We start from the raw sequence: 22,434 nt of genomic DNA on the forward strand, positions 1-22,434 counted from the left end.
TTTTGTCGGCTCCTGCTGCGTCGAGTCCAAACCGCGAAATGCCATGAGCGGCGCGGATGCAGCCAGGAGGCACGAGGACAACCCATCGTGGCCACGCCCCGTGCTTAAAACCCCAAGAAGGAGTGAACAATGGCAGAAGAGAAGTATGTGCCGCGTCTGAAGACCAAGTACAACAACGAGGTCAAGCAGCAGCTTCAGGACAAGTTCCAGTACGAGAACGTCATGATGATCCCCAAGTTTGAGAAGATCGTCGTGAACATGGGTGTCGGCGAGGCCGCTACCGATTCCAAGGCCATCGACGGTGCCGTGCGCGACCTGCGCGCCATCACCGGCCAGCAGCCGATGATCACCCGTGCCCGCAAGTCCATCGCTACCTTCCGCCTGCGCGCTGGTATGCCGATCGGCTGCAAGGTTACCCTGCGTGGCGACCGTATGTGGGAGTTCTTCGATCGTCTGACCTCCGTCGCGATTCCCCGTATCCGCGACTTCCGCGGCATCTCCGCCAAGAGCTTCGACGGCCGTGGTAACTTCTCCATGGGCGTCACCGAGCAGCTCATCTTCCCCGAGATCGACTTCGACTCCGTCGATCACCAGCGTGGTATGGACATCACTTTCGTGACCACCGCCAATACCGATGAGGAGGCCAAGGCCCTTCTGGACGCCTTCGGTTTCCCGTTCAAGAAATAGGTTCACCTGCCCTATGAGCGCCGTTCCCAGAAGGGGGCGGCGCTTGGGGCGAACAATACTCTATGTGAGGAGGATATAAGTGGCTAAGACATCGATGATCGTCAAGTGCAATCGCAAGCAGAAGTTCTCTACTCGTGAGTACACGCGCTGCCAGCGCTGCGGCCGTCCGCACTCTGTGTACCGCAAGTTCGGCCTGTGCCGTGTCTGCTTCCGCGAGCTTGCACTCAAGGGCGAGCTTCCCGGCGTTAAGAAGGCCAGCTGGTAAGTCACTACCAGCGTTTCAAGCATCCGTTTGGAACAGGGAAAACGCGCTAGTTAGGCTTTGCCGTTAAGGGCGGCGAAGAACCAAGAGCACGTGTTCATCAAGAACGAAGGAGAATCTGTATGAACCTTACAGACCCGATCGCAGATATGCTTACGCGCATCCGTAACGCTAACTCTGTGAACAAGGCCACGGTCTCCATGCCGAGCAGCAAGAAGCTCGTCGAGATCGCTCGTGTTCTGCACGAGGAGGGCTACATCGAGGGCTACGATGTCGAGGACACCGTTCCCCAGAAGACTCTGCACATCACGCTTAAGTATGGTCCCAAGAAGGCTAAGGTCATCAACGGCATCCGCCGCATTTCCAAGCCGGGCCTGCGTAAGTACACCGGCGTTGCCGACATGCCCCGCGTCCGCGGTGGCCTTGGTACCGCCATTATTTCCACCAGCCATGGCGTTATGACCGACCGCGATGCTCGCAAGCACAACGTCGGCGGCGAGATCATCGCTTACGTCTGGTAATTTGCTCGGTAGGTAGAAGGAAAGGAGATCACCGTGTCTCGTATCGGTAATAAGCCTGTCCAGATTCCCGCCGGAGTCGAAGTGGCAGTCAACGGCAACAACGTTGTCGTCAAGGGCCCCAAGGGCCAGCTCGAGCTCGATGTCTTTGAGAAGCTCGCTATCAACATCGAGGACAACGTCCTCACCGTTTCCCGTCCCGACGACGAGCGTGAGACCCGTGCCCGCCACGGCCTCACCCGTGCCCTCATCCACAACATGGTTGTTGGCGTTTCCGAGGGCTTCGAGAAGAAGCTCGAGCTCGCCGGCGTCGGTTACCGCGTGCAGCAGAAGGGCAAGAACCTCGAGTTCTCCCTGGGCTTCTCGCACCCCGTGATCGTCGAGGCTCCCGAGGGCATCACCTTCGAGGTTCCCGACAACACCCACGTGAACGTCAAGGGTATCAACAAGCAGCAGGTCGGTCAGATCGCCGCTGAGATCCGCGGCCATCGTCCTCCCGAGCCTTACAAGGGCAAGGGTATCCACTACGTTGGCGAGCACATCCGCCGCAAGCTGGGTAAGGCCGCCAAGTAGTCGTAACCGACTCACTCGCATAAGACCAGCACCCCGTCAGGTGCTGGCAAGATCAACCTTTTTAGGAGTTTACGTATGAACAAGCATAAGGCGAAGCTGGAAGGCCTCAAGCGTCGTCAGCGTCGTGTTCGCGGCAAGGTCTCGGGTACCTCCGAGCGTCCGCGTCTTCGCGTGACCCGTACTAACGCCAACATCTATGCCCAGATCATCGACGACAGCAAGGGCTCCAGCCTGACGCTCGTCTCTGCCTCGACCCTCGAGGCCGAGTTCAAGGGCACCCACACCTCGAACAAGGAGGCTGCGGAGAAGGTCGGTCAGCTCGTTGGCAAGCGTGCCATCGAGGCCGGCATCACCAAGGTCGCCTTCGATCGCGGTGGCCGTATCTACCATGGCCGCGTCAAGGCCCTCGCCGACGGTGCTCGTGCCGCCGGTCTCGAGTTCTAGGAGGTATGTAGCACATGGCTCGTAATCAGAAGCAGCAGCGCGAGGCCTCCGAGTTCGAGGAGCGCGTCGTTTACATCAACCGCGTGTCGAAGACCGTCAAGGGTGGTCGTCGCATGAGCCTCGTCGCTCTCGTCGTCGTTGGCGACGGCAAGGGCAACGTCGGCGTTGGCATGGGCAAGTCCGCTGAGGTGCCCCTGGCCATCTCCAAGGCGTCTCTCGATGCCAAGAAGAACATGTTCCACGTGCCGGTGACCGAGCAGGGCACCATCCCGCACGAGGTTCTCGGCCACTTTGGTGCCGGCCGCATCATCATCAAGCCCGCTGTCGAGGGTACCGGCGTTATCGCCGGCGGCGCTGTGCGTCCCCTCTTCGAGCTTGCTGGCATCAAGAACGTCCTGTCCAAGTCCCTCGGTACCGACAACGGCCTCAACATCATCAAGGCTGCCGTCGAGGGCCTCAAGGAGCTCTCCAGCCCTGAGGACGTCGCGGCTCGCCGTGGCCTGACGGTCTCCGAGATGTTCGTCGGTAAGGAGAACTAAGCATGGCTGACACCATCAAGATCAAGCAGGTCCGCAGCACCAACGGTTGCAAGCAGGACCAGGTCCGTACTGTCCGTGCCCTCGGTCTCCACAGGATCCGCGAGGTTCGCGAGATTGCTGACAACGAGTCCGTCCGCGGCATGATCTTCAAGGTCAAGCACCTTGTCGAGATTGTAGAGGAGTAGCAAATGCAGCTTCACGATCTTACTCCCGCGCCCGGTTCCACTAAGAACCGCAAGCGCGTCGGCCGTGGCAATTCTTCGGGTCACGGCACCACTTCTGGCCGCGGCCAGAAGGGCCAGGGTTCCCGCTCTGGCGGCACCAAGGGTGCCGGCTTCGAGGGTGGCCAGACTCCGCTGGCTATGCGCCTGCCCAAGCTTCCGGGCTTCCGCAACCCCCGTCGTATCGAGTACACCGCTGTTAACGTTGAGCGTCTCGAGCGTAAGTTCGAGGATGGCGCTGTGATCGACGGTGCCGCTCTTAAGGCCGCTCGCATCACCAAGAGCGAGTTCGAGCCCGTCAAGGTGCTCGGCAATGGTGAGCTCACCAAGAAGTTCACGGTCAAGGTCGACAAGGTCAGCGCTTCTGCGCAGGCCAAGATCGAGGCCGCCGGCGGAAAGGTCGAGCTGCCGTGCTAAATGGTCTTAAGAATGCTTTCCGCATCAAAGAATTGCGCGAAAAGATTCTTTTTACCATAGCTATGCTCGTCGTGTACCGCATTGGTGCGCACGTTCCTGTGCCCGGCATTCCCTTCCAGGGGATGCTGGGCCTTTTCTCGACCGATAACAATTCGGTCGCCGCAGGTGCTATGGCCCTCCTGAATCTTTTCTCTGGCGGCGCGTTGAGCTATGTGTCGGTGTTTTCGCTGGGCATCATGCCTTACATCACCAGCTCGATCATCCTCCAGATGCTCCAGGCCGTCGTGCCTTCCCTGCATGAGCTTGCCCGCGAGGGCGAGGTCGGTCAGACCAAGATTACGCAGTATTCGCGTTACCTCACCTTGGCTCTGGCAATCCTCAACTCCGTGGGTTACCTCTTCCTCTTTAAGAGCTTCGGCATCAGCTTTAATGGCGCCGGCGCTCCCGAGATTATCTTCGACCTCATGGTCGTCGGCACGCTCACTGCGGGCGCCATGCTGATCATGTGGATTGGTGAGCTCATCACCCAGCGCGGTATCGGCAATGGCATGTCGCTGATCATCTTTGCGAACATCATGGCCGGTCTGCCGCAGGCTATCTTCTCCAGCACCGAGGGCAATGCCGGTGGCATCATCACCATGGTGATCATCTGCGCCATCATCCTGCTGGTTATCCCGCTGATCGTTTTCCTTGAGCGCGGCCAGCGCCGCATTCCGGTCTCCTACGCCAAGCGCGTCGTGGGCCGTCGCATGATGGGTGGACAGACCACCTACCTGCCCATCAAGGTCAACACCGCGGGCGTCGTGCCGATCATCTTCGCTTCGGCGCTGCTGTACTTCCCGGCTCAGATTGCCGTGTTCTTCCCCGGCATCGGCTGGATTCAGGCAGTTGCCTCTGCGCTTTCGACCGGTTGGCTCAACTGGGTGCTTAACGTTGTCCTCATCGTGTTCTTCGCGTACTTCTACACCTCCATGGTGTTCAACCCCGATGACACGGCCGATAACCTTAAGAAGCAGGGCGGCTTTATTCCGGGCGTGCGTCCGGGTAGGGCTACCGCGGCCTACATCAAGAACGCGCTCAACAAGATTACGCTTCCCAGCGCTGTCTTTTTGGCGCTCATCGCCATCGTGCCTTCGATCATCTTCTCCTTCACGGGTAACCATCTGATCCAGGCATTTGGCGGCACGTCCATCCTCATCATGGTCGGCGTCGTGCTCGACACGGTCGATAAGCTCGAAGGCCAGATCAAGATGTATGATTACGATGGATTCTTTAAATAGGCTAGAGGAGGATTGCTCATGAACCTCGTATTGCTCGGAGCTCCGGGTGCCGGTAAGGGCACCGTCGCACAGGAGCTCGTCGCCGAGTTTGGCGTCGCTCACATTTCCACGGGCGACCTGCTGCGTGCTGCCGTCAAGGGTGGCACCGAGCTTGGTATTCAGGCTAAGAAGTACATGGACGCTGGCGAGCTCGTTCCCGACCAGCTCGTGATCGACCTTGTCAAGGAGCGCCTTGCCGCCGATGACGCCCAGCAGGGCTTCATCCTCGATGGCTTCCCGCGCAACACCGCCCAGGCTGTGACGCTCGATTCCGAGCTCTCCGCCATGGGTCGCGAGATCGACTGCGCCCTTCTGGTCGACGTGGCCCCCGAGGTCATCATCGATCGTCTGTCTTCGCGTCGCACCTGCCGCGCCTGCGGTTACACCGGCACCGCTGCCGATGCTACCTGCCCCAAGTGTGCCGGCGAGATGTATCAGCGCGACGACGACAAGCCCGAGACCATCAAGAACCGTCTCGACGTCTACGAGAAGTCCACGAGCCCGCTCGTCGACTACTATCGTGGCCAGGGTCTGCTCAAGTCGGTCAACGGTGACCAGGCTCGCGAGACCGTGTACGGGGATGTCAAAGAGGCTCTCGGTCTATGATCAAGATTAAGTCTGCAACGCAAATCGAGCAGATGAAGAAGGCAGGAGCGCTATCTAAGATGGCGCTCCGCCACGTTGGAGCCATGGTGCGCCCCGGCGTTTCGACTTTTGAGCTCGATCAGCTCGCGGAGCAGATTATCCGCATGCATGGCGGCACCCCGGCCTTTAAGGGTTACGGCGGGTTCCCGGGAACCATTTGCGCATCGATCAACGATGCCGTGGTCCACGGTATTCCCAACCCCGACATGATCCTGCGCGATGGCGATATCATTTCCATCGATACGGGAGCTGTTGTCGACGGTTGGGTCGGCGATAACGCTTGGACGTTTTTCGTTGGCACCCCAACGCCCGAGGCCAAGGCCCTGTGCGAGGTTACGCGCGATTGCCTTAAGGCTGCCATCGAGCAGGCTGTCCCCGGTAACCATATCGGGGATGTTGGTTATGCCGTTCAGTCTCTCGCCGAGTCTCACGGCTATGGCGTTCTTCGTGACTATGTTGGCCATGGCATTGGCCGCGTGATGCACGAGGACCCCAACGTTCCTAACTATGGAAAGAAGGGGAGGGGCGTTCGCCTCCAGGCCGGCATGGTCATTGCCATCGAGCCGATGGTTACGATGGGTTCCAACCATGTGAGCACGGGCTCCGACGGTTGGATTGTTACGACCAACGACCACCTGCCCGCCGCGCACTACGAGAACACCGTCGCCATTACCAATGACGGTCCGGTGATTCTCACCACGGATGCCCAAGGTGCTTGGTGTTCGCTCCAAGGCGGAGAAATGTAACAAGTCCCGCTTAGTTGTGGAGCCATTACGAAGATATTACGATACGTGCATGAGTATTGTAAAATTCTCAATCGCTGTCGTTTTCTAGAGAAAGATGATTGCTTGTGAAGAAGGAAGACGCAATTGAGCTCGAGGGTACGGTAAAGGAACCGCTGCCCAACGCCATGTTTAAGGTCGAGCTCGAGAACGGTCATTCGGTTCTGTGCAACATTTCTGGCAAGATCCGAATGAATTACATCCGTATTCTCCCCGGTGACAGGGTTGTCGTGGAGCTTTCCCCGTACGACCTGACCCGCGGCCGCATCACCTATCGCTACAAATAGCGGCACGCATACACGCACTCCATTTCCGGCTGCAGGCTTAGCTCAACCTACGGTCGGATTGTGTGTGAAGACCAGCCATAGTTTTAAACGCCTGCGGCTGGGCGAGTAGATAGTAGGGAAGTAGTTTGAGCGCTACCGAAAGGAAGAACGATGAAGGTACGTCCTTCGGTCAAGAAGATGTGCGATAAGTGCAAAATCATTAGGCGCCATGGCAAGGTCCTCGTCATTTGCGAGAACCCCCGTCATAAGCAGCGTCAGGGTTAAGAGAGGAGACTACGTTGGCCCGTATTAATGGTGTCGACCTCCCGCGTGAGAAGCGCGTTGAGATCGGTCTGACCTACATTTACGGCATCGGCCGCACCACTGCGACGAAGATCTGCGTCGAGTGCAACGTTAACGTGGATACGCGTGTTAAGGACCTCACCGAGGATGAGGTTAACGCCATCCGTGATTATATCGACAAGAACCAGATCATGGTTGAGGGCGACCTCCGCCGTGAGCGCAACCAGAACGTCAAGCGCCTTATGGACATCGGCTGCAACCGCGGCCTTCGTCACCGCAAGGGCCTCCCGGTCCGCGGCCAGCGCACCCACACTAACGCTCGTACCCGCAAGGGCCCGAAGCGTCAGATCGGTGCTAAGAAGAAGAAATAAGGAGCGCTAGATAGATGGCTACTGCTAAGAAGAACGTTCGCGCTGCCCGTCTGAAGCGCGCGGACCGTAAGAACATTTCCGTGGGCCAGGCTCACATTCGTTCTACGTTCAACAACACGATCGTTTCGATCACCGATCCCCAGGGCAACGTCATTTCCTGGAAGTCGGCTGGCCAGGTGGGCTTCAAGGGCTCCCGTAAGTCCACGCCGTTCGCTGCCCAGATGGCTGCCGAGGCTGCTGCCAAGCAGGCCATGGAGCACGGTATGAAGAAGGTTTCCGTCTTCGTCAAGGGCCCCGGCTCCGGTCGTGAGACCGCCATCCGCTCCCTCCAGGCTGCTGGCCTCGAGGTCTCGAGCATCCAGGACAAGACCCCCATTCCGCACAACGGCTGCCGCCCCAAGAAGCGTCGCCGCGTGTAACTGAAAGGATCGTATCAATATGGCAATCGACAGGACTCCTGTTCTTAAGCGCTGCCGTCAGCTCGGGATCGATCCCGCTGAGCTCGGTTACAGCAGCAAGAAGGAATCTATCCGTCAGCCCAAGCGCCGTCGCAAGGAATCTGAGTACGGCATGCAGCTGCGCGAGAAGCAGAAGGTCAAGTTCATCTATGGCGTTCTGGAGAAGCAGTTCCACGGCTACTTCAACAAGGCCCGTAAGATGAACGGCGTCACCGGTGAGAACCTCATGATCATCCTTGAGTCTCGCCTTGACAACGTCGTCTTCCGTCTTGGCTTCGCCCGCACCCGCAAAGAGGCTCGTCAGTCCGTCCGTCACGGTCACTTCACCGTGAACGGCAAGCGCGTGGATATTCCGTCCTACCGCGTCAAGGCCGGCGACGTCGTCGCTGTCGGCGAGAAGTTCCGTGACCTCCTCCCCATCAAGGAGGCTCTGATTTCCTCCGAGCGCTTTGAGGTCCCTGGCTGGCTCGAGGTCGATATCGAGAAGCTGTCTGGTAACGTGCTCGCTCTGCCGACGCGTGAGCAGATCAGCGGTGATATCAACGAGCAGCTCATCGTCGAGCTCTACTCTAAGTAGTCCATCCGGGCTGCTGAGGCTGGAGGTAATACATGTCAGAATTCATTAGGCCTCAGGTTCAGGTCGAAGAGATCAACGAGACGTCTGCTCGTGTCTCCGTCGAGCCGCTCGAGCGTGGTTACGGCGATACGCTGGGTAACTCCCTTCGTCGCGTTCTTCTGTCCTCGCTCGAGGGTGCCGCCGTCGAGGCTATTCAGATCGATGGTGCGCAGCACGAGTTCATGACCATCCCTAACATGGTCGAGGATGTCACCGACATCGTCCTGAATGTCAAGGGTCTTGTCTTCAGGGCTCTCGGCACGACCGACGAGGCGACCGCCACCATTTCTGTTGACGGCCCCTGCGAGGTCACCGGTGCGGACTTCTTTATTCCGTCCGAGTTTGAGCTGGTCAACCCCGAGCAGCACATCGCTACGCTTACCGAGGGTGGCCATCTCACCATGAGCATGCGCATCGGCTATGGCCGCGGCTATGTCTCTGGCGAGGCTAACAAGCGCGACAACGATCCCATCGGTGTGATCCACGTCGACTCGCTGTACTCGCCGGTTTCCCGTTGCGCCAAGCTCGTTGAGGCTTGTCGTGTCGGTCAGCACACCGACTACGACCGCCTTGTCCTCGAGATCGAGACCAACGGCTCCATCGCCCCGCGCGATGCCGTGGTCCAGGCTGCCAATATCATCAACCAGCATATGGCCGCCTTTATGAACCTTGCCGAGACCCCCGAGGTCGAGGAGGAGGCTTCGATCTTCGCTCCCGAGGTCACCAACGAGAACGCCGAGCTGGACAAGCAGATCGAGGATCTGGACCTTTCCGTCCGTTCCTACAACTGCCTTAAGCGCGCCAGCATTCACTCGGTCCGTCAACTCGTTGAGTTCTCGGAGAACGATCTGCTCAACATCCGTAACTTCGGTGTTAAGTCGATCGAGGAAGTGAAGGACAAGCTTGAGTCCATGGGCCTGAGCCTGAAGGCTTAATGCTTCGCATATTTGAGGAGAAACTAGACCATGCGTCACAACGTTAAGAAGGGCCTGAAGCTCGGCACCGATGCGAGCCACACCAAGGCCATGAAGAAGAGCCTTGCTAAGGCCCTCTTCGAGAACGACCGCATCAAGACCACCGAGACCCGCGCTAAGGCGCTGCGTTCGGTCGTCGATCCGATCATCACCTGGGCCAAGAAGGGCGACCTGCACTCTCGTCGTCTGGCTATCGCCAAGCTCGGCGATAAGCAGCTCGTTGCCGAGATCTTCGACAAGGCTGCTCAGGGCATGTGGCAGGACCGCAACGGCGGTTACACCCGCATCATGAAGCTCGGTAACCGTAAGGGCGACAACGCTCCCATCGTTATCATGGAGCTCGTCACCGAGCCTTGCACGCCTAAGGCCAAGAAGGCTGCTCCGGCCCCCAAGAAGGCCGCTGCTCCCAAGAAGGTCGAGGCCGTCGAGGAGGCTCCTGCTGAGGAGACCGCTGAGTAGACATTCCGTCTGCATAGGCTATATTCGAGGGGTACGTTCGCGTACCCCTCTTTTTTTGTCGCGATACCGTTGCTTGTTTGTTGGGAGCGCCCATGACCGCGCCGTTTGATTTCAATTCGATTTCCGAGCTTGACGCTACACTCGTATTTCGCGTGGCCTATGATGGCTCGTCGTATAGCGGATTTGCCGAGCAGCCGGGACAGACGACGGTTGCGGGTGAGCTACGTCGAGCCATCGAGACGCTGCTTCGCCGTCCGGTCAATCTGACGTGCGCTGGGCGTACCGATGCCGGCGTGCATGCCGTGGCCCAGTACATCAGCGTGCCCGTAACGGACGCTGAGCTCGCTTGTACGCGCCGTAGGTGGCTGCGGGCTATGGATGCCCTGCTGCCCAAAGATATCGCCATTAACGAGGTCTACAAGGCCCGTAAAGGCTTTTCTGCGCGTTTTGACGCGCGTTCCCGTACGTATACATACCGCATTGCTGATCGAGATGCGCGCCCTGTGCTGTCCCGCGGTGCCGTGTGGTGGCATCGCTATCCCTTGGATGTTGAGGCTATGTCTGCTGCCTGCCCCGCACTGCTGGGCGAGCAGGACTTTAAAAGCTTTTGCAAGGTCGCTTCGGCCGTTGGCAAGCCCACGCATCGCTGCGTGATGCGTGCCGAATTTGGCCATGAGGTTGCGTTTGGCGAGGACATCCTGACGTTCACCATCGAGGGCAATGCGTTTCTGCATTCGATGGTCCGTACGATCGTGGGCACGCTTGTCGAGATTGGCATGCATCGCCGTGAACCCGAGTGGATGCGCGAGGTTATCGATGCTTGCGACCGCACCGCTGCGGGCCCCACGGCTCCTGCCTGCGGCCTTACGTTTATGGGCGTGGATTACGATCCCGCCGAGCTTGTCGTGCTCGACTAGGGTAGGGCTCGACGTGTCGTGCGTCGACACCTGTCATCTGTGGGCTGCGCGTGTGCAACATCTGTTCTTGGCGTGCAATGCAACCGGTGTCTCATTGCTTTTATTGCCGGGGTGTACCATGAACCACGGTTTGATTCATTGCTGTCGAGAGGACGGATAATTTGGTTCGACGTGGCTCGCATCCGCGACTTTCGGTGATTCTTGTGGTAGAAGGTTCGCCCAGCTATGCGATGCGTGCGCTCGAGAGTATCCAGAACCAAGACCTCTACGATTTGCAGATTGTCGTTGTCTGTCGCGATGCTGCGCCCGGTGTGCGCCATTCGCTTCAAGTTGCTGCTGACAGGGACATCCATATTGATTTGATTGACGTCGAGGACGCGACGCGCGGCGCGTGTCTTCGTGCCGGTTTTGCTGCCTTGCGCGGCTCTCAAATCATCGCCATGAACGCCGATGAGTGGTTTGCTCCGCAATCCCTTTCCAAGATGGTCGATATCGCGTGCGATACTGCGGCAGACATAGTGTTCCCCACGGTGTCGCTCGACCGCTATGATGCACATCGAGAGCGCCATTCGCGCGTCTTGGATGCTACTCATATTTCCATTGATAGCAAATCTTCGATGGTGGCCGGGCTGCCCCAGTTGATTTTAGGCGGCTTGGTTGCTCAAGTCTCTGGCGTGATGTATAGCCGTCCGCTGTTTGAGGCATGCCTTTTGTGCGACAAGGCGTTTCGCACAGTTGGGTTTATGGCATGCGCGCTCTCGCAGGCGCAGCGCGTCTCCGGATGCGGCGACGCTTGTTTCCACGCGGTAGCGCCTAAGCTTACAGATGCCTTTGATCCCACCATGTATGCCAGGGTATCCGATGACACCCGAGCGCTCGACGAGCTTGCGGACTCACTCTCGGAAGCAGATAGCGGTGGTCGGCTCAAGCTGGCAAGCCAAAAGTTCTACTTTGTCGGACTGGTCGCCTGCATCGAGAATTTGTGTCTGAGCCCGCATGGGGTGTCGTCAATCGAGCGTTCCGCCCGCATGCGTGATATGCTCGAGGCGCCTCGAACCCGTCAGATGGTCGCCGCGCTCAAGGACAACCATCGGGGACTGGGTCTGTTGTTTGGGCCGATCGCTAGCGCCAAGCCCGCGCGCTGCGTGATGTGTACGCATCTGGTAGCTTTTCTTAACCGGACGGGCGCAAAAACCGCCTAAACGGCTCATTACGAAACAAACTTGCATAGAATTGTTTCGAAATGCGTTCTTATACACAAAAGCCTTCAAATAGCGTTAAACTATTCAATCACTGATTGATTGTCTCCGCCATCTTTTGGAGAGAGGGTTTGTATGGCTAAAAAACGCAATGGGCGCCAGGATGCCATTAGAGATATTGTGCGCAATAAGGATGTCCGCACGCAGCGCGTGCTGGTTGATGAGCTCCGTGCTATGGGCTTTGATTGCACGCAGGCGACTGTCTCTCGCGATATTGCCGACATGGGGCTGCGTAAGCTCCCTGAGGGCATCTATGTTCTGGCAGAGGACTTGCACCTGCAGCGTATGGTTTCCGAGCTCGTAACGGGCGTTCTGCGTACCGATAATCTGGTTATGATCAAGGCTCAGCCTGGCACGGCTTCCGGCATCGCCGCCGCCGTTGATGCGGCAGAGTTGCCCGATGTGCTTGGCTCGCTTGCCGGCAACGATACGATTTTGGTTATTGCCCAGACGGCCGAGGACGGCGAGCGTCTCGAGGCGCTGATCAATAAGCTGAGCAATTCTCGCAAGTAGGCGTGCGGGTCGTGCGCTCGGCATTGTGTGCGCTGACATAGTGGCTTGTAAGGGGTATCGACGTTGGTCGGTACCCCTTTTTGTTTGCCGGTATAAAGACCGCCCACCAGGTCGCTTCAAACTAAAAGGCCCCGAGCAGTTCAATAAGCTGCTCGGGGCCTTGTTGGCTTTAGTCGCGTACTTCTTAGCCGACCGTATCGTCAGGCGTGGGCGAGGGGTCGGGAGTGGGCGTAGGCGTAGGCGTGCCGCCATCGTCGCCGGTCGAACCACCAGTGGAGCCGCCCGTCGAGCCACCGGTCGTACCGGTGCCGCCGGTGGTGTCGCCGCCCGTGGTCTCGGTGGTCGTGGTCGTCGTGGTAGTCGTTGTGGTAGTTTCCTCTTCCTCTTCGTCCTTGTCCTTGTCGTCGTTCTCCGACTTCTTGGTGTTATTGGTGCCGTAGAACTTCCAGACGCTGTTGTTCTTGTAGGTGGGCGCCGTTCCGGTCGCAAACTCCTCGCGCTCGGTACCGGTCAGAACGGTGTTCATAAACCGCTTAAAGACAGGCAGGTTGGTGCTGTCGCCCAGCAGGTCCGTGCCGTACTTTTGGATGGGGATCTCGCCCGCGGAATAGCCGGTCCACAGGGCGCACGCCAGCTGCGGGGTATAGCCGCAGAACCACAGGTTGGTGGTGTTGTCGGTGGTGCCCGTCTTGCCGGCATAGGGCTGGTTGACACTCAGGGCGCCGGCAGCACCCGTACCGCTGCCCTTCATGACGCCGGACAGAACATCGGTGACCGCGGCGGCCTCGCCCTCGGTAAGCACCTGTGAGGGATTGTCGGTGTGCTGGTACAGCACCGAACCGGTACGAGAATCAATCTCGGTGATGGCGATCGGCTGGCGATAGTAGCCGCCGTTGGCAAACGTCGCGTAGGCGGCGGCCATCTCGAGTGGCGAGATCGAGCCGGTGCCGAGCGTCATGACGGGAACGTCCTCGATGTTGTCCTTGGCGGGGTCGATGCCGAGCTTTTTGACGAGCGAGATGATCTTGCTGTTGCCGACGGCTTCCGCCACCTGGATGTAGCCGGTGTTGGAGGAGTATGCCGTCGCCTGCTTAAGCGTGATGCTGCCGTAGCTCTGGTTGGCGTAATTTTGGACCTCGGTCGTGGTGCCCTTGGCCTTGAGCGGCGAGTTGCAGTTGAGGGTGACGTTGGGGTTCATGCCGTTTTGGATGGCAGTTGCCAGCGTAAAGGCCTTAAAGGTGGAGCCGACGGGACGCTTGGCCGTGGCATGGTTTACGTGGTTCTCGTCGGCGTTGTAGTCGTAGCCGCCCACCATGCACTTGATGTAGCCGGTCTTGGGGTCGACGACGACCATGCCCATGTCCAGGCCGTCAAGCGAGAGCGTGTCGAGCTGCTCGCGGACGGCATTCTCTGCCACCTGCTGCATCGTGGGGTCGATGGTGGTCTTGACGGTCAGGCCGCCCTTAAAGAGCACGTCGGTCGAGAACTCCTGCTCCAGCAGCTGCTTGACGTAGGAGACAAAGTAGGGCTGCGAGTATACGTCGACGCCGCTGCCCGAGATTTCGGTCACATTGAGGGTGATGGGCTCGGCCTGTGCGGCATCGTGCTCCTCCTGGGTGATGTGGCCCAGGCGCAGCATGTTGTCGAGAACCTTGTTGCGGCGAGACAGTGCCAGATCGGGATTGACCGTGGGGTCGTACTGCGAAGGCGAGTTGGGAAGGCCGATGAGTAGCGCGGCCTCGCTCAGGGTGAGGTCGGCGGCGCTCTTGGACAGATAGGTCTCGGCTGCGGCCTCGATGCCGTAGGCGCCGTGGCCGTAATAGATGGTGTTGAGGTACATCATGAGGATCTCGTCTTTGGAGTACATGTCCTCCATCTTGATGGCGATGTAGGCCTCGCGCACCTTACGCTCAATGGTCGAGTCGAATTGCTCCTCCTGCAGGATGGTGTTGCGCACAAGCTGCTGGGTGATCGTCGAGGCGCCTTCGTGCCCGCCGCCGAGGGTTGCCACCGCAGCACGCGCGATACCCCACAGGTCGATACCGCCGTGCTCGTAGAAGCGCTCGTCCTCGACGTCAACGGTGCCCTGCAGCACGTAGGGGGAGACCTCGTCCTTGGTGATAGACTTGCGGTTTTGCGTGTAGAAGCTCGCGATCTTGTTGCCGTTGCAGTCGACGATCTCGGTGGGCTCGCTCACCAGATACGCGTTGGCGTCGGTGTAGTCGGGCAGATCGGACAGCCAGCGGTTGACGTTGCCGACCATGCCGATGCCAAATGCCACGCCCGCAATCAGCAGAAAGCCCAAAAACGAGAGCAGGATTATGGGCAGAGCATGCGTCTTTGAACGGCTGCGTCCCTGTCGTTGGCGAGGACCCATATATTGACCTCCAGGTATGTCGTGCCGGACGGTGGATGTGCCGTCGGGGCAGGATGGACATAAGTTATTACACGATAAACCAAACGGGGCGCGCGAGGCCTCGTGTATGCTGGAAGACGGCATTTTTCAGAGTGAATGCATACCTTGGTAAGGAGTTTGCCGATGGCGATTCGGGCGATGGGGCCGAGCGGACAATACGAGACTGGATTGGATGCTGCCGGTGCGGCGCTGCCCGAGTTGCTGGCGCCGGCGGGCGGACTCGACCAGATGCTTGCGGCCATCGCCGCGGGCGCCGATGCCATCTATGCGGGGTTGGGCGGCTTTAACGCCCGTGTGGGCGCCCATGGCTTTACGGATGACGAGTTTGCGCGCGGCTGCGCCGTGGCGCATGCCCATGGCGTGCGTGTGTACGTGACGCTCAACGTGTTCGTGTTTGACGATGAGTTGTCCGACGCGGTGGCGTTGGGAGCTCATGCACTGGAGCTGGGCGCCGGTGCTCTGATTGTCGCCGATGCCGGGTTGGCCTGCGCGCTGCGCGCGGCGATTCCCGGGGTCGAGATTCACCTGTCCACGCAGGCGGGCGCTCATAGCGAGGGTGCCGTGCGGCTTGCCGCCGATGAGCTGGGGGTCGAGCGCGTGACGACGGCACGCGAGCTGACGGTCGACGAGATTGCGGCGCTATGTGCCACGGGCGTGCCCATCGAGGTATTCTGCCACGGTGCGATTTGCATCGGCTATTCGGGGGCGTGCGAGTTCTCGGCCTTGCGGCGTGGGCGCTCGGCGATGCGCGGCGACTGCACGCAGCCGTGCCGTCTGGCGTACGACCTAGTGGACGAGGCGGGGCAGAGTGTTGTTGCCGTCGAGGGGGACCGCCTGCTTTGTCCGCGTGACTATCTGGGTATCGCGCACCTGCCCGAGCTTGTTGCCGCCGGCGTGGCATCGCTCAAGATCGAGGGGCGCATGAAGAATCCCGATTACGTATTCAACGTGGTGAGGGTGTGGCGTCGGGCACTCGATATGCTGTGCGACGGCGCGTGGGACTCCGGTGCCGTGGAAGAGCTTGAACGCGAGCTGGGAAGGTCGTTTAACCGTGGGTTTACCGATGCTTACCTGCGGGGTCGTTCGGGTGCCGAGCTCATGAGCTTTGAGCGCGCGATCAACCAGGGCGTGCGCGTGGGCCACTTGGTGGCGGTGGGTCACGAAGAGGTGACGGTTGAGCTTGATGCCGCCGTGGCGGCGGGCGATACGCTCGAAATCCGATTTTACCCGGGTGCCGACGCGCGTCCCGATGTGCCCAAGCGCTGGCCACAGGTGCCTTGCCCCGTGGATGCCGCTGCGGGGGAGCGCATCGTCGTGCATTGCAAACGTAAGGTGGACGCGGGCTGCGAGGTCTATCTGATTCGCAGCGCCGGCGTGTTGGATCAGACGGCGGCGGTGTTGGAGCGCATGCGGGCCGAGGCGGATGCGATTGCGCCCGTTGCGCGTGCCGTTGAGGTGCTGCCCTTTGAGGGCGCTGCGGTGGATGGCGGTGCGTCGACGGAGTTGGTGGGGTCGGCGGGGCCGGCAAAGCGCGAGGATTTTGCTCGTATGGTCTTTGCCTGGGAGCTGATGGATGTGGGTCCGCGCGATGAGCGAGATCTGTCCGATACAACGGTGGTGCTCGACGAAGTGTGCCGCGCGGGCGACGCCGAGCGGACTCGGGCGCTTATGCAGCGTGCCGGGCGCGTCGTCTGCCGCAATCTGGGACAAGTGGCGATGGCCCGCGAGCTGGGCACAACGTTTGACGTGGCGGCGCCGGTGTTCTGTGCCAATCGGGCCACGCTTACCTGGCTGCGCGGACTCGGTGCGGGGCGGGTGTGCTTGTCGGCCGAGTTGCTCGGCAATGATGCGGAGCGTGTTGCCGAACTTGCCGCTTGCCCCGGTGTCTTGGGGCCTGTCGATGCCGACCGTCCCGAGCTCATGGTGTGCGAGCACTGCTTGCTGACTGCCGAGGGCGCCTGCGCCACGGATGCAACGGGGCAGGTCCGTTGCCGTGACTGCTCGCGCCGTCAGCAGGCGCGCTTTTTGGTCGAACGTGACGGCACGCGTTTGCCGGTCGTTATCGACGCGTGCGGCAGGACGAGGATTTTCCTGTCGTAGGTGCCGCGTCGCGCTGTTTTGGTTATTATTAGTGGGTTTATGAACTTCCAGCACCGCCGTATCCGGTGAGGGTGCTATAGCAAAAGGAGGATACCCAATGCTGTCTGTTGACGAGCAAATGCGTATCATCACCTCGGGTGCAGCGCAGATCGTCCCCGAGGCCGACCTTCGCAAGAAGCTTGAGAAGGGCGAGCCCCTCAACATCAAGCTCGGCGTCGATCCCACCAGCCCCGACCTGCACCTGGGCCATGCCGTGCCCCTGCGCAAGATGCGTCAGTTCCAGGACCTGGGCCACAACGTCACCCTTATCATCGGCAACGGCACTGCGCTGATCGGCGACCCCTCGGGCAAGAACTCCACCCGCCCGCAGCTTTCGCAGGAGCAGATCGAGGCCAACGCCGAGACCTACGTGAGCCAGGCCATGAAGATCCTGGACCCCGAGAAGACCACCATCGTGCACAACGGCGACTGGATCCTTTCGATGGACCTGGCCGGCCTGCTGCAGGTGTGCTCCAAGTTCACCGTCGCCCGCATCCTCGAGCGCGACGACTTTACCAAGCGCTACCAGTCCCAGACGCCGATTGCCCTGCACGAGTTCCTGTACCCTGTGATGCAGGCCTTCGACTCCGTGCAGATCAAGGCCGACGTCGAGATGGGCGGCACCGACCAGCTCTTTAACCTGCTCGCCGGCCGCGAGCTCATGGAGAAGATGGGCATGGAACCGCAGATCGCGCTCACCATGCCGCTGCTCGAGGGCACCGACGGCGTCCGTAAGATGTCCAAGTCCTACGGTAACTACATCGGCCTGACCGATGCTCCCAAGGATATGTTCGGCAAGACCATGTCCATCCCCGACGAGATGATTGGCAAGTACTATCGTCTGGCCAGTTCGCTCACCCCGGCCGAGGTCGACAAGATCGATGCCGCCCTGGCCGATGGCTCCGCCGACCCCTACGAGCTCAAGCGCGCTCTAGGCCGCGACCTGTGCGACACCTACCACGGTGCTGGCGCCGGCGACGAGGCTCAGGCCGAGTTCGACCGTGTGTTCAAGGAGGGCCAGCTTGCCGACTTCCCCGAGAAGCACGTTGAGCTGACCGTCAACGACGAGGGCCAGATTTACCTCGCTGGCCTGCTCAAGGACCTGGGCCTTTCGGCCAGCGCCGGTCAGGCCCGCCGCGACATCGACGGCGGCGGCGTCAAGATCAACGGCAAGGCTGTGGCTCCCAAGAGCTACAACATCGATCCGAGCGCCCTCAAGCTGGGCGACACCCTCTCCGTGGGCAAGCGCAAGGGCTTTAAGTTGGTCTAACGAGCGAGTTGACCTCACAAGTGCAATAAGGCCGCAGCCGGGAATCCCGACTGCGGCCTTTTTGGTTGCGACGATCCCTTGGGGACGGAGGGATCATTTGGCGGTGCCGTTAAGCGGAAGGGGTGTTAGCGGGACTTTCTTTTTGGCATACAATGGCTATTGGCTTGCTGCGGTGAAGGTCTGTCCGCTCCGCAGCTTTTTTCTACGGTTAAAGGAGTATGTATGTCCGTTGAGGTCATGAGGTCTGTGATCGATGCTGCCGAGGGGCGCGTGCCCGTCGACACGCTGTTTACCAATGCGCAGATCGTCGACGTGTATGGCCAGCGTGTGGCGCCCGGTAGCGTTGCCGTCAAGGACGGTGTGATCGTCGGCGTGCTCTACGATGGTCGCGACGATGCTGCTGGCACCTACGAGGCAACTGAGGTCATCGACTGCCAGGGTCGCTATCTCGCTCCCGGTTTTATTGACGGGCATTTGCATATCGAGTCCTCGAACATCCGTCCCGCCGAGTATGCTCGCATGGCCGCGACGCGCGGTACTACCACCGCCATTGCCGACAGCCACGAGATTGCCAATGTTGCCGGTCTCGACGGCTTGCGCTTTATGATCGAGGACGGCCGCCGCGCACCCATCTCCATCAAGTACATGATGCCTTCGTGCGTGCCCGCGCTGCCCGACGAGCAGGCCGGTGCCGTTATTTCGGCTGCCGATATGCAGGCGTTTTTTGCCGAGCATCCGGGCGATGTCTTTGGCCTGGGCGAAATGATGAACCTTCCGGGCGTTTTTATGGCCGATCCCGAGACCTGTGCTCGCATCGATGCCGCTAACCAGACGCCGTCCAAGCAAGTCGACGGTCATGCGCCGCTCGTTGCCGGCAAGGACCTCAATGCCTATGCCGCGGCGGGTATTATCGCCGACCACGAGTCGACGATTCCCGAGGAGGCGCTCGATAAACTGTCCCGCGGCATGTATGTGATGCTGCGCGAAGGTACGTGTAGCCACGACTTGGCCAACCTGTCGCCGATGCTGCTAGAGAATCCCGCGCGCGCCCGCCGCTGCTGCTTCGCGACCGACGACCGCGCCCCTTCCGATGCGCTTGCGACCGGCATGATCGACAATGCCTGCCGCGCGGCTATCGAGGCCGGCATCGACCCCGTGGTCGCTATCTCTATGGCGTCCCTCTCCACGGCCGAGGCGTTTGGCCTGGACCACGGTTGCCGCGACCCACACGAGCTGCGTGGTGCGATTGCCCCGGGCAAGCGTGCCGACCTGCTGGTGCTCAATGACCTGACGTTTGCCACGGCTCCGCATCGCGTGTATGCCGCCGGCGCGCTCGTGGCACAGGACGGCACTTTTGTGGGCGAGATTGCACCCGAGATGGCCGAGGTCGCGGCCCTTGCCGATGAGCTACGCGCCTCCGTTAAGCTGCCGAAGCTTTCGCTCGACGTATTCGACTATGCCTTTAAGCCGGGCGAGGCCGTGATTGACGTGGTGCCGGGCAAGGCCATCACGGGCATGGTTCGCCCCAAGAACACCGAGGGCCTGCGCCGCATTATGCTGATTGAGCGCCATGGCCGCGGCGTGTCGCTGCAGGCCGAGGGCGCCGACGGCGACGGCCCCGCTGGCCTGGGCCTGGTCGGCAAGCATATCGGTCGCGGCTGGGTGCGCGGCTTTACCATCACCGGTGGCGCCATTGCCTCCACGATCGGCCACGACTCGCACAACGTGTGCGTGGTGGGCGACAATGCGGCGGATATGATGGCTGCCGTTGAGGCCGTGGGCCAGGGCGGCCACGTGCTGGTGCGCAACGGCGAGGTCGTGGCGCGCATTCCGCTGGCGCTCGGCGGCCTGATGAGCGAGGGCGCTGCCGAAGACGTTGCGGCGCAGCACGACGACTTTATGGTCAAGGCGCGCGCCATGGGCATCGAGCCGCCGCTCGACCCCATCATGGGCATCATCTTCCTGCCCCTGCCGGTGATCCCGACGCTCCGCATCCGTCCCGAGGGCATGTTCGACGTCACAACCTTCACCTACGCCGACTAGTCATCAGGGACGTTCTTAAACGACTAGCCGTTGGGGACACTCTTTGGCGGGCTGCCTGACGTCGCGACCGTGGGGCCTCTGGCGCGCGTGAGCTATTTGCTAGGTCCATGTAACGTTTATAACTACGGGGTCTTATTCGAGCTCCCTTTGGGTACGGTGTTTTCAGATATACATCTGTTTTCACTACTAAGCCCGAAGGGAGCTTTTCTATGTTTAAACTGATTGCATCCGATATGGACGGCACACTGCTTGACGAAAACGGCCAGGTGCCTCCCGAGACCTACGAACTGATTCTGGCGCTACACGAGCATGGCGTGCATTTCGCCGCATCGTCAGGTCGTCGCTACGATCGCCTGTGCGAGTTCTTTGCGCCCGTTCGCGACAAGATGGACTTTGTCGCCGCTAACGGCGCCCAAGTCTACGCCGACGGTAAGATGGTAGACCGTGAGGTGTATTCCCACCTGGCGATTCGAAGGCTCGCCCAGGCCGTCGCGACGTTTCCCAATTTGCATCTTGCGCTCTTTGACCGAACCAAGTCCTTTTTGCTCGATGACGAGAGCAAGTTCGTGCGCGAGGTCGATAAGGACCTTCCCAATGCCGAACGCATTTGGGAGCTGCCCGATCCCAGCGTAAATATCATCAAGGCGAGTATCTTTTGCGATGACGGTGCCGTTATGGACAGCGCCTACGTACTACAGCGCGAACTTGGTCAGCTCTTTACTTTTGCGCCTTCGGGCAACGCGTGGATCGATGCCATGCAGCCTGGTGTGTCGAAGGCCTCGGGTATCGCGCAGCTCGCGGAGCATTACGGCATTGGTCGCGACGAGGTCATGGCGTTTGGCGACTCGATGAACGACTACGAGATCATTCGCTTTGTCGGCACGGGCTGCGCGATGGAAAACGCGCGCCCCGCGCTTAAGGCGGTGGCCGATTGCGTGGTGGGTTGTAACCGCGACCACGCCGTCCAGCAGGAGCTCCGTCGCGTGCTGGAGAGTCTCTCCTAATCCGGCAGATGGGGACGTTCCTTTTCTGCCGACAGTGGGGGACGGTCCTTGCAGCTTTTTGCGAAGAGTGTCCCCAGTGACTAGTCGTTTAAGAACGTCCAATGACTGACCAATGACTAGGCGAGGGCGGCCATGATGGTGCGGGCGACGCCGTCGTGGTCGTTGTCGTATTCGGTGATGGCGTCGGCGGCCTCGCGATCTTCGGGCTCGGCGTTGATCATGGCCATGCCATGGCCCGCTGCCTGCAGCATGGGGATGTCGTTGATGTTGTCGCCGAACGCCCAGGCGTCGGCGAGACGCTCGCCCAGATGCTCACACAGCCACGTGAGGGCCGTTCCCTTGGTGGCGCCTTCGCCCATAACCTCGATATTCATGGCGTACGAACGCGTGACCTCAATGCCTCCGAGCGTGTCGAGCGCCGCCGCGATGGCGTCGCGATCGGCGGGGTCGTGCCAGTACATAGCGATGCGTTCGAGCGTCTCGACCTCGTCGATCTTGCTGTCGATATTCATGTCGATCGGCGTTCGTGTGCGCTTGAGCGAAGCCGCGATGTGGGGGTCGCCGCCACAGAACTCATCCAGGCGCGTGTAGAGCGAGCGGGGGAGGAAGCACTGCCCATCCGCGAAGATATCGAAGGTCACATCGTGGCCGGCGGCGATGCGATGGACGCGATGGGCAATGCCGCGATCGAGCGGACGGCTCAAAATGCGCGTGGCGCGCGAGGCATCGTTGGGCACATCGTCGTCGAGCTGCCAGACGCTGGCGCCATTGGCGCAGACCGCGTAGTGCACGGCAGGATGGGCGAGGATGGGCTCAAAGACGCCCGACAGCGGACGCCCCGTGCACGGTACAAACTCAATGCTGCGACGTGCGAGCTCGTCGAGCATCGCCCAGGTGGCGTCGCCCATCTGCTTGTCGCTCGTCAACAGTGTTCCATCCATATCGGAAAAAACAATCATTCGATGCAGCCCTTTCTACTGGCATAAAAAGCGTGGCCGAGGGCGGTGATGCCCTGGCCA

27 protein-coding genes are annotated in these 22,434 nt (G+C 60.2%); 25 read left to right on the top strand and 2 right to left on the bottom strand.

The features are described 5' to 3' along the window. Nucleotides 1–129 precede the first annotated feature (129 nt). The 21 genes from rplE (at nucleotide 130) to DXD39_RS02245 (ending at nucleotide 12,543) form a co-directional block, all read left to right on the top strand. Nucleotides 130–687 (top strand): 50S ribosomal protein L5, encoded by a 558-nt coding sequence (gene rplE / locus DXD39_RS02145; RefSeq protein WP_006235260.1) that lies wholly within the window; start codon nucleotides 130–132, stop codon nucleotides 685–687. Between the two features lie 79 nt (nucleotides 688–766). Continuing rightward, entirely contained in the window at nucleotides 767–952 is a 186-nt protein-coding gene (locus DXD39_RS02150) for a type Z 30S ribosomal protein S14 (RefSeq protein WP_022094280.1), read from the top strand. Nucleotides 953–1,071: 119 nt separating this feature from the next. Beyond that, complete coding sequence (rpsH, locus tag DXD39_RS02155; protein WP_006235262.1) at nucleotides 1,072–1,470, top strand: 30S ribosomal protein S8; 399 nt, start codon at nucleotides 1,072–1,074, stop codon at nucleotides 1,468–1,470. A 33-nt stretch (nucleotides 1,471–1,503) separates the two neighbouring features. Next, nucleotides 1,504–2,040: a 50S ribosomal protein L6 gene (rplF, locus tag DXD39_RS02160; protein ID WP_117564182.1), complete on the top strand. Its 537-nt coding sequence runs from the start codon at nucleotides 1,504–1,506 to the stop codon at nucleotides 2,038–2,040. A gap of 75 nt (nucleotides 2,041–2,115) precedes the next feature. Further along, nucleotides 2,116–2,484: a 50S ribosomal protein L18 gene (rplR, locus tag DXD39_RS02165; protein WP_006235264.1), complete on the top strand. Its 369-nt coding sequence runs from the start codon at nucleotides 2,116–2,118 to the stop codon at nucleotides 2,482–2,484. 14 nt (nucleotides 2,485–2,498) lie between these two features. After that, nucleotides 2,499–3,023 (top strand): 30S ribosomal protein S5, encoded by a 525-nt coding sequence (rpsE, locus tag DXD39_RS02170; RefSeq protein ID WP_055252236.1) that lies wholly within the window; start codon nucleotides 2,499–2,501, stop codon nucleotides 3,021–3,023. Between the two features lie 2 nt (nucleotides 3,024–3,025). Next, entirely contained in the window at nucleotides 3,026–3,208 is a 183-nt protein-coding gene (gene rpmD, locus DXD39_RS02175; protein WP_006235266.1) for a 50S ribosomal protein L30, read from the top strand. 3 nt (nucleotides 3,209–3,211) lie between these two features. Continuing rightward, complete coding sequence (rplO, locus tag DXD39_RS02180; RefSeq protein WP_006235267.1) at nucleotides 3,212–3,661, top strand: 50S ribosomal protein L15; 450 nt, start codon at nucleotides 3,212–3,214, stop codon at nucleotides 3,659–3,661. Continuing rightward, nucleotides 3,655–4,941, top strand: coding sequence for a preprotein translocase subunit SecY (gene secY, locus DXD39_RS02185; protein ID WP_089573561.1), 1,287 nt, complete (start codon nucleotides 3,655–3,657; stop codon nucleotides 4,939–4,941). The genes rplO and secY overlap by 7 nt, the downstream gene beginning before the upstream one ends. A gap of 18 nt (nucleotides 4,942–4,959) precedes the next feature. Continuing rightward, complete coding sequence (locus DXD39_RS02190) at nucleotides 4,960–5,586, top strand: adenylate kinase (RefSeq protein WP_055252238.1); 627 nt, start codon at nucleotides 4,960–4,962, stop codon at nucleotides 5,584–5,586. Then, entirely contained in the window at nucleotides 5,583–6,371 is a 789-nt protein-coding gene (gene map, locus DXD39_RS02195) for a type I methionyl aminopeptidase (protein ID WP_006235270.1), read from the top strand. Before DXD39_RS02190 ends, map begins: the two co-directional genes overlap by 4 nt. Before the next feature lie 104 nt (nucleotides 6,372–6,475). Then, nucleotides 6,476–6,694, top strand: coding sequence for a translation initiation factor IF-1 (infA, locus tag DXD39_RS02200; protein WP_035137443.1), 219 nt, complete (start codon nucleotides 6,476–6,478; stop codon nucleotides 6,692–6,694). A 150-nt stretch (nucleotides 6,695–6,844) separates the two neighbouring features. After that, nucleotides 6,845–6,958, top strand: a complete 114-nt coding sequence (rpmJ, locus tag DXD39_RS02205; RefSeq protein ID WP_006363204.1) for a 50S ribosomal protein L36 — start codon at nucleotides 6,845–6,847, stop codon at nucleotides 6,956–6,958. A gap of 14 nt (nucleotides 6,959–6,972) precedes the next feature. Then, a complete protein-coding gene (gene rpsM, locus DXD39_RS02210) occupies nucleotides 6,973–7,347 on the top strand; it encodes a 30S ribosomal protein S13 (protein WP_022094275.1) in 375 nt (124 codons plus the stop codon). Between the two features lie 14 nt (nucleotides 7,348–7,361). Beyond that, the gene (rpsK, locus tag DXD39_RS02215; RefSeq protein WP_006235274.1) at nucleotides 7,362–7,766 is read left to right on the top strand and encodes a 30S ribosomal protein S11; all 405 of its coding nucleotides are present in this window, start codon (nucleotides 7,362–7,364) and stop codon (nucleotides 7,764–7,766) included. A gap of 19 nt (nucleotides 7,767–7,785) precedes the next feature. Continuing rightward, nucleotides 7,786–8,382 (top strand): 30S ribosomal protein S4, encoded by a 597-nt coding sequence (rpsD, locus tag DXD39_RS02220; RefSeq protein WP_006235275.1) that lies wholly within the window; start codon nucleotides 7,786–7,788, stop codon nucleotides 8,380–8,382. 32 nt (nucleotides 8,383–8,414) lie between these two features. Next, on the top strand, nucleotides 8,415–9,356 hold the full coding sequence (locus DXD39_RS02225; protein ID WP_117802982.1) for a DNA-directed RNA polymerase subunit alpha: 942 nt from the start codon (nucleotides 8,415–8,417) through the stop codon (nucleotides 9,354–9,356). A 30-nt stretch (nucleotides 9,357–9,386) separates the two neighbouring features. After that, entirely contained in the window at nucleotides 9,387–9,854 is a 468-nt protein-coding gene (gene rplQ / locus DXD39_RS02230; RefSeq protein ID WP_006235277.1) for a 50S ribosomal protein L17, read from the top strand. A gap of 92 nt (nucleotides 9,855–9,946) precedes the next feature. Beyond that, nucleotides 9,947–10,771, top strand: coding sequence for a tRNA pseudouridine(38-40) synthase TruA (truA, locus tag DXD39_RS02235; protein ID WP_117802983.1), 825 nt, complete (start codon nucleotides 9,947–9,949; stop codon nucleotides 10,769–10,771). 203 nt (nucleotides 10,772–10,974) lie between these two features. Next, nucleotides 10,975–11,973 (top strand): glycosyltransferase family A protein, encoded by a 999-nt coding sequence (locus DXD39_RS02240; RefSeq protein ID WP_147347863.1) that lies wholly within the window; start codon nucleotides 10,975–10,977, stop codon nucleotides 11,971–11,973. A gap of 132 nt (nucleotides 11,974–12,105) precedes the next feature. Beyond that, nucleotides 12,106–12,543, top strand: a complete 438-nt coding sequence (locus DXD39_RS02245) for an arginine repressor (protein WP_006235280.1) — start codon at nucleotides 12,106–12,108, stop codon at nucleotides 12,541–12,543. Nucleotides 12,544–12,727: 184 nt separating this feature from the next. Here DXD39_RS02245 and DXD39_RS02250 read toward each other — a convergent pair whose 3' ends face one another. Beyond that, nucleotides 12,728–14,920 carry a transglycosylase domain-containing protein gene (locus DXD39_RS02250; protein ID WP_117802985.1) on the bottom strand — a complete coding sequence of 731 codons (2,193 nt, stop codon included), beginning with the start codon at nucleotides 14,918–14,920 and terminating at the stop codon, nucleotides 12,728–12,730. 162 nt (nucleotides 14,921–15,082) lie between these two features. On the opposite strand from DXD39_RS02250, the gene DXD39_RS02255 reads away from it, so the two are divergent. The 4 genes from DXD39_RS02255 (at nucleotide 15,083) to DXD39_RS02270 (ending at nucleotide 21,415) form a co-directional block, all read left to right on the top strand. Then, the gene (locus DXD39_RS02255; RefSeq protein WP_158565399.1) at nucleotides 15,083–17,059 is read left to right on the top strand and encodes a U32 family peptidase; all 1,977 of its coding nucleotides are present in this window, start codon (nucleotides 15,083–15,085) and stop codon (nucleotides 17,057–17,059) included. A 97-nt stretch (nucleotides 17,060–17,156) separates the two neighbouring features. Beyond that, nucleotides 17,157–18,368: a tyrosine--tRNA ligase gene (gene tyrS / locus DXD39_RS02260; protein ID WP_035137437.1), complete on the top strand. Its 1,212-nt coding sequence runs from the start codon at nucleotides 17,157–17,159 to the stop codon at nucleotides 18,366–18,368. Nucleotides 18,369–18,590: 222 nt separating this feature from the next. Then, on the top strand, nucleotides 18,591–20,411 hold the full coding sequence (locus DXD39_RS02265) for an adenine deaminase (protein WP_117773365.1): 1,821 nt from the start codon (nucleotides 18,591–18,593) through the stop codon (nucleotides 20,409–20,411). 209 nt (nucleotides 20,412–20,620) lie between these two features. Continuing rightward, complete coding sequence (locus DXD39_RS02270) at nucleotides 20,621–21,415, top strand: Cof-type HAD-IIB family hydrolase (protein WP_117802986.1); 795 nt, start codon at nucleotides 20,621–20,623, stop codon at nucleotides 21,413–21,415. 116 nt (nucleotides 21,416–21,531) lie between these two features. On the opposite strand, the gene DXD39_RS02275 is transcribed toward DXD39_RS02270, so the two are convergent. Continuing rightward, complete coding sequence (locus DXD39_RS02275) at nucleotides 21,532–22,374, bottom strand: Cof-type HAD-IIB family hydrolase (RefSeq protein ID WP_117802987.1); 843 nt, start codon at nucleotides 22,372–22,374, stop codon at nucleotides 21,532–21,534. Nucleotides 22,375–22,434 lie beyond the last annotated feature (60 nt).

The sequence above is a fragment of the Collinsella sp. TM04-29 genome (genome assembly GCF_003466565.1).
Lineage (GTDB): Bacteria > Actinomycetota > Coriobacteriia > Coriobacteriales > Coriobacteriaceae > Collinsella.

Excerpts from the sequence above, each read along its gene's own strand:
- rplE (WP_006235260.1), top strand. The coding sequence starts at position 130 with ATGGCAGAAGAGAAGTATGTGCCGCGTCTGAAGACCAAGTACAACAAC.
- rpsH (WP_006235262.1), top strand. The coding sequence starts at position 1,072 with ATGAACCTTACAGACCCGATCGCAGATATGCTTACGCGCATCCGTAAC.
- rplR (WP_006235264.1), top strand. The coding sequence starts at position 2,116 with ATGAACAAGCATAAGGCGAAGCTGGAAGGCCTCAAGCGTCGTCAGCGT.
- rpsE (WP_055252236.1), top strand. The coding sequence starts at position 2,499 with ATGGCTCGTAATCAGAAGCAGCAGCGCGAGGCCTCCGAGTTCGAGGAG.
- rpmD (WP_006235266.1), top strand. The coding sequence starts at position 3,026 with ATGGCTGACACCATCAAGATCAAGCAGGTCCGCAGCACCAACGGTTGC.
- rplO (WP_006235267.1), top strand. The coding sequence starts at position 3,212 with ATGCAGCTTCACGATCTTACTCCCGCGCCCGGTTCCACTAAGAACCGC.
- DXD39_RS02190 (WP_055252238.1), top strand. The coding sequence starts at position 4,960 with ATGAACCTCGTATTGCTCGGAGCTCCGGGTGCCGGTAAGGGCACCGTC.
- map (WP_006235270.1), top strand. The coding sequence starts at position 5,583 with ATGATCAAGATTAAGTCTGCAACGCAAATCGAGCAGATGAAGAAGGCA.
- rpmJ (WP_006363204.1), top strand. The coding sequence starts at position 6,845 with ATGAAGGTACGTCCTTCGGTCAAGAAGATGTGCGATAAGTGCAAAATC.
- rpsK (WP_006235274.1), top strand. The coding sequence starts at position 7,362 with ATGGCTACTGCTAAGAAGAACGTTCGCGCTGCCCGTCTGAAGCGCGCG.
- rpsD (WP_006235275.1), top strand. The coding sequence starts at position 7,786 with ATGGCAATCGACAGGACTCCTGTTCTTAAGCGCTGCCGTCAGCTCGGG.
- DXD39_RS02225 (WP_117802982.1), top strand. The coding sequence starts at position 8,415 with ATGTCAGAATTCATTAGGCCTCAGGTTCAGGTCGAAGAGATCAACGAG.
- rplQ (WP_006235277.1), top strand. The coding sequence starts at position 9,387 with ATGCGTCACAACGTTAAGAAGGGCCTGAAGCTCGGCACCGATGCGAGC.
- truA (WP_117802983.1), top strand. The coding sequence starts at position 9,947 with ATGACCGCGCCGTTTGATTTCAATTCGATTTCCGAGCTTGACGCTACA.
- DXD39_RS02245 (WP_006235280.1), top strand. The coding sequence starts at position 12,106 with ATGGCTAAAAAACGCAATGGGCGCCAGGATGCCATTAGAGATATTGTG.
- DXD39_RS02250 (WP_117802985.1), bottom strand. The coding sequence starts at position 14,920 with ATGGGTCCTCGCCAACGACAGGGACGCAGCCGTTCAAAGACGCATGCT.
- DXD39_RS02255 (WP_158565399.1), top strand. The coding sequence starts at position 15,083 with ATGGCGATTCGGGCGATGGGGCCGAGCGGACAATACGAGACTGGATTG.
- tyrS (WP_035137437.1), top strand. The coding sequence starts at position 17,157 with ATGCTGTCTGTTGACGAGCAAATGCGTATCATCACCTCGGGTGCAGCG.
- DXD39_RS02265 (WP_117773365.1), top strand. The coding sequence starts at position 18,591 with ATGTCCGTTGAGGTCATGAGGTCTGTGATCGATGCTGCCGAGGGGCGC.
- DXD39_RS02270 (WP_117802986.1), top strand. The coding sequence starts at position 20,621 with ATGTTTAAACTGATTGCATCCGATATGGACGGCACACTGCTTGACGAA.
- DXD39_RS02275 (WP_117802987.1), bottom strand. The coding sequence starts at position 22,374 with ATGATTGTTTTTTCCGATATGGATGGAACACTGTTGACGAGCGACAAG.